Genomic DNA, 7,294 nt, shown 5'->3' on the forward strand with positions numbered 1-7,294 from the left:
TCATCTGTATTTAAGCCAGTACCAGATTGTTCCGCATCAAACTTGGCTTTCCAGTTGTAGAGCAACTTATCTGTAATACCCAATGAAGCAGCCGCTTTAGGAACGCTATAGCCTTGCTCGGTGACCAGGGCAACCGCTTCTTGTTTAAACTCTGTTGTATAACTTCTGTTCTTTCGTTTTGTCATTTAACACCTCAATAATTGGATTATATTCCTTATTGAAGTGTCCTGTTTGATTAAAGCAGATCATTGCGAGGGGGCGTGTTTTGGATCGTCACAATGGCGAATACTGCTACAGGCAAATCGACAATAAAGCGCAGTGTTGCAATCGACAATAACTGAAAGTCGAATAACGGCCACTCAAAAAAATTATCAAGAGGAAGTGCTTGAATAACCATAGCGGGTTAAAATAGAGTTTGGTGAGTAAGGCCTTCGCAATAGCCTGCTTCAAAGCACCAAAGTGTTTTTTCTTAAGGTGGCACACAGCGGTTCAGTTTAGTCTCTTTTCCGTTTATTAGGACGTACGTGACGGTGAAGAATCCTGCTGTTTTCTTGTCTGACGAAGGTTCGTTTACGAAAAGCCCATAATTCGCGGCGAGCAATTTTTCCCGTTTCTTTAATATCGACAATTGGTTTTGGATACGTGGTTCCCAGAGATAGGTCATACAATGTTTCTTCCATAGGAGTCATCATCCACGGCGTGTGAATCAGCTCGTTTGGGAGTTTAGCCAATTCCGGTAGCCACATTCTGATAAACTCACCATTAGGGTCATGCTCTAGACTTTGTTTCACTGGATTGTAAATTCGAATGGTATTTGTGCCTGTGACGCCAGCCTGCATCTGAAACTGCGCATAGTGAATACCGGGCTCGAAGTCCAAAAAAAGCTTGGCTAGATAATGTACACCTTGCCGCCAATCCTGCAGCAAATGATGACAAAAAAAGCTGACGAGCATGGATCGCATTCGAAAGTTCAAATAACCCGTTTCGATTAAACATCGCATGCATGCATCAACAATGGGGTAGCCCGTTTTTCCATCTTGCCAAGCTTGGCGATGGCAAAGGGAATCATTGTCTTCTCGATAGCTGAATAACGCGTAAGCGCGATTGACAGGTCTTTCTTCCATTTCATGTTCACTTTCAAACTTTTGGATAAAATGGCAGTGCCAATGCAAACGTGAACACAAGGTATTCGCCGTTTTACGCCACCCCTGTTCGCGACGATGAAGTAAGGTTCGCTGATAAAACTGCCGCAGGCTAATATTTCCCCAAGCCAGGTAAGGAGACATGCGGGAACAGCTCTTTCGGCTTTCAAGTGGTTTTGATATTTTATAGGCATAGTCTTGACCTCTTGATCTAAAAAAAGAAGCGAGTGTTCTCTCAGCCCATTTTTCACCCCCATGTTGCATCCTAGGATGCGTTTCAAGCCAAGAAGGCTCCATTGCATCATTCGGATGATGATGTGCTAGAGAAATAAGGTTAGCGCCTCGAAGGTCGGGATTGTCTAAACCCATGCGCATGATACTGTGCCAGTGCTTGTCCCAATTGCTTCGGTGGGTCAGCCCTCGAATGACTCCGCCCGTTGGGCTTTCTTGCCAGTCTATTTGGTGTTTGGCTAGCCAATCAGCTATTTCCTTATCGCGCTCATAGGTAGCACGTATACCGGTCTCTTCATAGCTGAATAATCGATTGATTGTGAAATGGCTATGGATTTCCTCTAACGCCTTAAGAACCTTGCCCCGAAAGCAATGGATCTGCGTGTTAAAGGCCTTGAGTTGACGATTCAAATCGGCTAAAGACTGGCAAATAAAACGCCAATGGCGCACGTCGTAGTGAGGGTCTTGTATTAGCAGATCTTCGAAGATATAGATCAGTAAGGTGGGATTTTTGCCTGCACAAGCTTCCTTCAGGGGAGTATGATCACGTAACCTGAGATCACGCTTAAACCATACAACGTTAATGCCCTGGTTTTGAGTTGGTTGTTTGGTTCGTAAGTCGCTGATTTGTTGATGTAAACCTTGAGCTGACATGAATTCTATTCAATCCTAACTATGATGTTTGTTACGTTTACGTTTGGAAGGGGGAAAAAGATCACCTACAGAGTGATCTATTCCACGGGGTAAACGTACATTTACTAAATGATGAAAAGCCTCTAACGGTAATGAGTCTAAAAAAGTAGACGCGTGCTGAGGAGAAGGGGCTGAATGTCTTTCTGTCGGAGGAAAAGGCGTGTTGTTTGTAAGCCCAGTGCTTGTAAGACTAAGGTCTTGTTTTTACGGAGAAGATAACGGGGAAATAGACGATGTTTACCATTAAGGCATTGATTCAATTTAGTATGATACTTTTCAGTGTGTTAGCGGTGGGGTGCAGCACGGGAAGCTGGCGAGAAGCGTCTAGAGACTCTTCCGGGCTCGCCCCTTTGTCTACCGAAACTCCCGAAGCGGTTATTCAGGTATATGGTGCCGATGCATGGGGGTGGCGAGGTTGGTTTGCGATACATACTTGGATTGCGGTGAAAGCAAGAGATGCTTCTGAATATACCGTTCTTGAAGTGATAGGTTGGCGTGCCAAACGAGGACTGTCTGTGTTGAGAGTCGAGAATGATATTCCTGATAGGTATTGGTTTGGTAGTCAGCCCCAAATTCTTTTGGATAAGCGAGGTGACGAAGCAGAAGAGTTGATCGAAGAAATAGTTGCTTTAGCTGAACGTTACCCCTGGGCTAACGAGTATAAAGTTTTTCCTGGCCCGAACAGCAACACCTTTCCAGCTTGGATAGCAGCGCAGGTGCCCGAACTGGGCTTGGAGCTTCCCTTTAGTGCTATTGGCAGTGGTTACGTAGATTAACAGGGCGAAGAGTTTATGACTGAATATCAACCTATGACTTTGTTGATGAACGCTAGGCAAGAGGCCAAGCAAAACCAGGACCCCAGTGCTAAATATTGCACACTCGCGACACTCGAGCAAAATGATGCGTCTCAACCAAGAATGCGCACCTTGGTCGTACGCGAAATCAATGCAGATAGTTGTGTACTGTTTGTGAACAAACTTGCCCAAAAGAACCTACTACATTTAAACGAGGCGAAGGTAGAACTGCTATTTTTCTATCCTTCGCTACTACAGCAATTTAGAGTTCGGGGTGAATTGTCATTAATGTGTCCTGAGGTTCTTGAAACTCACTGGCAGCATAAACCTTATATTTCAAAGTTGCTGGATCATTTTTATCATACTGTCGCGCACCAGAGCGCTGCCCTGGAAGGCTCATTTGAGGTAGAACGGGGTATTAACGCGCTGAAAGAAAAGTACCCTAATCCTGATACAGTTCCTTTCACAGATAATGCGCTTGGGCTGGTGGTGTCTGTGAATTATCTAGAGTACTGGCGAGGCCATGAAACTGGCTTGCATGAGCGCACTTTATATCGACATATAGGCCACAGTTGGGAACGAGCTGCGCTTGTTCCTTGAATAGCGCGAACTATTGGGCTGCACTCTCTGCTACTCTTGGCGCCAATCATGTTTTCTGCACGTGGCAGGTTTGAGTCCCTAACCGATAGGATTGGTGTAGGGAAAATGGTTAAGGGGTGTTGATGCGAATGTTCGCGTATCTGATACCCTAATCTGTGGGTACCATGGTGGCAAGATTCAGTAGTGGGTGTGGATTGACTAAGTAAAATAAAAGAGGGCCGCAGGTTTGTCGACAAATTACTCTTAGCTCTTGTTTATAAGTATATGTATATCTGTGCTGCGGATATCTCAAACGATTACAATAACCCTGATGCTACTAAATTAATTAAGAGATCTTTTGATAGCCTCCTCTAATACACTGTCTAAGGGGGTTACCTGAGATCTGAACAAGGAAATACTTGATAAATCGGAAGAGATGAGGAACTTGTTGAAGTTCCAATTTGGTGATTTTTCAGTCCGTTGTTTTAGCATTTTGTAGAAGTCGTTTTGTTGAGGTCCTGTTACATAGCTCGGCGCTAGCATGGTGAAACTAACGCCGAAGTTTTTGAAGCAGACGCTAGCTGTTTCTGCTTCAGTTGCTAATTCTTGCCTGAAGGAGTTAGAAGGGAAACCGACAATTTCCAAACCCTCATCTTTATATTTTTGATAAAGCGCTTCAAGTTGAGATAGCTGAGGGGTAAATCCGCATCGGCTTGCTGTATTAACGATAAGCAAGGTTTTCCCTTCAAAAGCCTGACAGAAGTCAATAGATTTTGAAGAGTGAAGACGCTTGGATTCATAGTTTAGCAAGGGGTCACAGCTTGCGTAACTTAATGATGTATTCGCCAAGCATAGCAAACCAATGATCGTAATTTTTGCTAGATGCTTCATATAAATATTTCTCCCTTCAATCGAATTAAGGATGCGCTGAAATCGAAGTTATTAAGTATATATATTTAGATACGCGAATTCTTAGTTTCTGGTTCACTTGGGTTTATACCTTGGCGTGTTGACCTTGTATCGAATTAGGACCAACCCTAAAATTTATTCTAAGTTCTTATTGTTTTAAATCATGGCCCTGGCTATTGGAGGTAAGAGCGAGTGCAGCGAAGCACTTTGCTCAGAATTATGGTAAAACAAACACGTCAGTTTAAGGTTTGTACGTTTAACCTTTTTAACTATATTGAACCTCCCAATGCATTTTACGAGTTGGAGAATATTTATACTGACCAACAATGGCGTAAGAAGGAAGCATGGATACTTAGGCTTCTGAAAGTAATTGGCGCAGATATTGTTGGTTTTCAGGAGGTGTTTTCCGTATCGGCTCTGAATAGCTTGTCAAAGTCAGCGGGCTTTGACTATTTTGCAACAGTCGAACAGCCCAACAAGAAGTCTGACTATCTGTTTGATATGCCCGTTGTCGCGATTGCTTCAAAATTCCCCATCCTATCTAGTGAAGCAGTTTCGGTTGATCAATATTTGATTCAGAGTTTGGGGCTCAACTCAGAATTTGTTTTTAGTCGTCAGCCGATCAGGGCCGTTATTGAAATCGATGATTACTCCAAGGTTGCCGTGTATGTGGCGCACTTGAAGTCTAAAAGGTCGAAGTTTGATCGTCACTTTTATGTGGATACAGCCGACAATGAACAAGTTCGTAATTTCCTTTACGACGACCTGCATGGTCGGTGGGCTTCAAGTATGCAGAGAGGAACTGAAGCAGCTCTTCTCTACAATGACTTTTGGAAATCTAGTGCGAAGGAAGATATGCCAACCATTATGCTTGGTGATCTAAATGATACGATCGACTCAACGCCTTTGCAGTTGCTGGTGGCTGGCGGGCATATTGATAGAATTGGATCGAAATATGTTTCATCCCTTTCTGCTGCGGAGAGGCTGAATGTTGAAAAACATACACTTTACGATGCCTTTGAAATTAGTGATAAAACTATCGAAACTCGTCGTAGCCCTACACACTATTTTGCAAATAAGGGCAGTGTTTTAGATTATGTGCTGTTATCAAAGGAATTTGATGCTAACAATCCACGCAGTATTGCGGAAGTCGTTAGTTATGACGTGCACGATGATCATCTGCAAAACCCTAACTATGAGGTAGACGCTGAAGCATCAGACCATGCCCCCGTGTCAGTCACCATCGAAACGGCCTTTTAAAGACTCCTAGACTCTGCTGTCGCCTAAAAAGCAATTCCAAATCAATCCTCACATTACTGCTGACAGTGATCCATATCGAGTTTGTATTCGTAGACCTTACTGATAACTGGTAACGAATTCGAGAAGAGTAAGTTGGAACAGTCAGCAGTAACAATCCGTCGCGACACATTGTACTACGATGGCGAATGCCCTCTATGTACAGCTGAGGTGTGTCGATTGAAGAAACATGCAGGCGACAATCTCACGATTAAGAACGTACATGATTTGGATTCAACAACTGAATCGCCGAGCAAAGATGTTTTGCTGAAGAGGCTGCACTTGCAAACTTCTGACGGAGAGTGGTTAGTAGGCGTTGATGCAAATGTTAGGGCTTGGCATCACACGCCCTACGCTCGTTTTTGGCGGGTACTTAACTGGCCTTTCATTCGTTTGTTTAGCCGCTGGGGATATGAAATATGGCTAGCGTATCGCCAGTATAGAAGTAAAAAGCAACCCTAGAACCAGAGTCCTGAATGTAGAGTAGGTAAAAAAGAATGTTTAAATGGTTTAGCAAAAATCCTTCTAAAAAACTCGTGAAAGCTTATGAAGCGAAGCTCACCGAGGCGATGCATGCACAGCGCAATGGCGACATAAGAGCCTATTCTATGCTCAGCAAAGAAGCCGATGATATTTATCAGAAAATACAAAGTGTTATGGCTAAAGAAAGTGCTTAGGGCAGGTCATCACGATGTCTAATCAATTTTTCTATACCGAAAGGCTCGGATCGATGAAGTTTATCTTGCTAGCTTGTTCTGTATTTGTGAGTTCCTTACTCACAGGGTGTAGCTTGGTTAAATACACGATTGAGCATGCTCCCTATTCGCTTATTCAGTCAGATGGAAATTTTGAGATCCGACATTACGACCAGATGTTATTGGTTTCCACAACGATGAATAGTGAAAAGGGGAGATCGTCAAACGATAGTGCTTTCAAACGACTTTTTGCTTATATCTCCGGCGAAAATAGTAAGGGGCAAGATATCAGCATGACCGCGCCTGTGTTCATGGATCAAGACAAAGCAACTAAAATGTCTTTTGTTCTTCCCGAAGATTTCAGGATTGAGACAGCACCGGCGCCGAGAGACCCAAACGTTTCTTTGGAGCGAGTCAATGATTACACCGTTGCAGCGATTCGCTTCAGTGGTTGGCTGGACGAGGACACAATAGAAAGCAAGAAAAGCGAACTATTGGCTTGGTTGAATGAGCAGGATATCAAAGCCATTGGGCAGCCTATTATTGCCGGTTATGATCCACCTTCGTCAATTCCTTTTTTTAGACGAAATGAAGTTCTAATCCCGATAGAGTAGACCCCATCTTTGTGTTCGTATGCCATGAGTGTGAGAAGGGTGCTATCTAACTGGTCTCTTCTGGACAGTGTGTAGATCCTAATCTATCTTTGATAGTGATCTGCTTTAATCAAACAGGACACTTCAATAAGGAATATAATCCAATTATTGAGGTGTTAAATGACAAAACGAAAGAACAGAAGTTATACAACAGAGTTTAAACAAGAAGCGGTTGCCCTGGTCACCGAGCAAGGCTATAGCGTTCCTAAAGCGGCTGCTTCATTGGGTATTACAGATAAGTTGCTCTACAACTGGAAAGCCAAGTTTGATGCGGAACAATCTGGTACTGGCTTAAATACAGA

Annotated in this window: 10 protein-coding genes; 7 read left to right on the top strand and 3 right to left on the bottom strand. The window is 43.4% G+C overall.

The window, feature by feature from the left end; translation table 11 throughout:
* Together A3729_RS04070 and A3729_RS04075 are read right to left on the bottom strand one after the other, a co-directional pair.
* Positions 1 to 185 (bottom strand): transposase (locus A3729_RS04070; RefSeq protein WP_082881999.1); only part of this gene is annotated, 185 nt, incomplete at its 3' end.
* A gap of 309 nt (positions 186 to 494) precedes the next feature.
* Entirely contained in the window at positions 495 to 2,027 is a 1,533-nt protein-coding gene (locus A3729_RS04075; RefSeq protein ID WP_082865253.1) for a cryptochrome/deoxyribodipyrimidine photo-lyase family protein, read from the bottom strand.
* Positions 2,028 to 2,299: 272 nt separating this feature from the next.
* Between A3729_RS04075 and A3729_RS04080 the strand changes: the two genes are divergently transcribed.
* Entirely contained in the window at positions 2,300 to 2,842 is a 543-nt protein-coding gene (locus A3729_RS04080; RefSeq protein WP_068510196.1) for a DUF3750 domain-containing protein, read from the top strand.
* 15 nt (positions 2,843 to 2,857) lie between these two features.
* Positions 2,858 to 3,460 (top strand): pyridoxamine 5'-phosphate oxidase family protein, encoded by a 603-nt coding sequence (locus A3729_RS04085; RefSeq protein ID WP_068510197.1) that lies wholly within the window; start codon positions 2,858 to 2,860, stop codon positions 3,458 to 3,460.
* Positions 3,461 to 3,781: 321 nt separating this feature from the next.
* On the opposite strand, the gene A3729_RS04090 is transcribed toward A3729_RS04085, so the two are convergent.
* Positions 3,782 to 4,330, bottom strand: a complete 549-nt coding sequence (locus A3729_RS04090) for a glutathione peroxidase (protein ID WP_068510198.1) — start codon at positions 4,328 to 4,330, stop codon at positions 3,782 to 3,784.
* A gap of 210 nt (positions 4,331 to 4,540) precedes the next feature.
* On the opposite strand from A3729_RS04090, the gene A3729_RS04095 reads away from it, so the two are divergent.
* From A3729_RS04095 to A3729_RS04115, 5 genes are all read left to right on the top strand, one after another.
* Positions 4,541 to 5,608 carry an endonuclease/exonuclease/phosphatase family protein gene (locus tag A3729_RS04095; protein ID WP_082865217.1) on the top strand — a complete coding sequence of 356 codons (1,068 nt, stop codon included), beginning with the start codon at positions 4,541 to 4,543 and terminating at the stop codon, positions 5,606 to 5,608.
* A 168-nt stretch (positions 5,609 to 5,776) separates the two neighbouring features.
* A complete protein-coding gene (locus A3729_RS04100) occupies positions 5,777 to 6,106 on the top strand; it encodes a thiol-disulfide oxidoreductase DCC family protein (protein WP_255375179.1) in 330 nt (109 codons plus the stop codon).
* 35 nt (positions 6,107 to 6,141) lie between these two features.
* Positions 6,142 to 6,321, top strand: a complete 180-nt coding sequence (locus A3729_RS04105) for a DUF6435 family protein (protein WP_068510205.1) — start codon at positions 6,142 to 6,144, stop codon at positions 6,319 to 6,321.
* 14 nt (positions 6,322 to 6,335) lie between these two features.
* Complete coding sequence (locus A3729_RS04110; protein ID WP_197470023.1) at positions 6,336 to 6,953, top strand: heme-binding protein; 618 nt, start codon at positions 6,336 to 6,338, stop codon at positions 6,951 to 6,953.
* A 159-nt stretch (positions 6,954 to 7,112) separates the two neighbouring features.
* Positions 7,113 to 7,294 (top strand): transposase (locus A3729_RS04115; protein WP_082865215.1); only part of this gene is annotated, 182 nt, incomplete at its 3' end.

The organism is Oleiphilus sp. HI0043 (genome assembly GCF_001634935.1).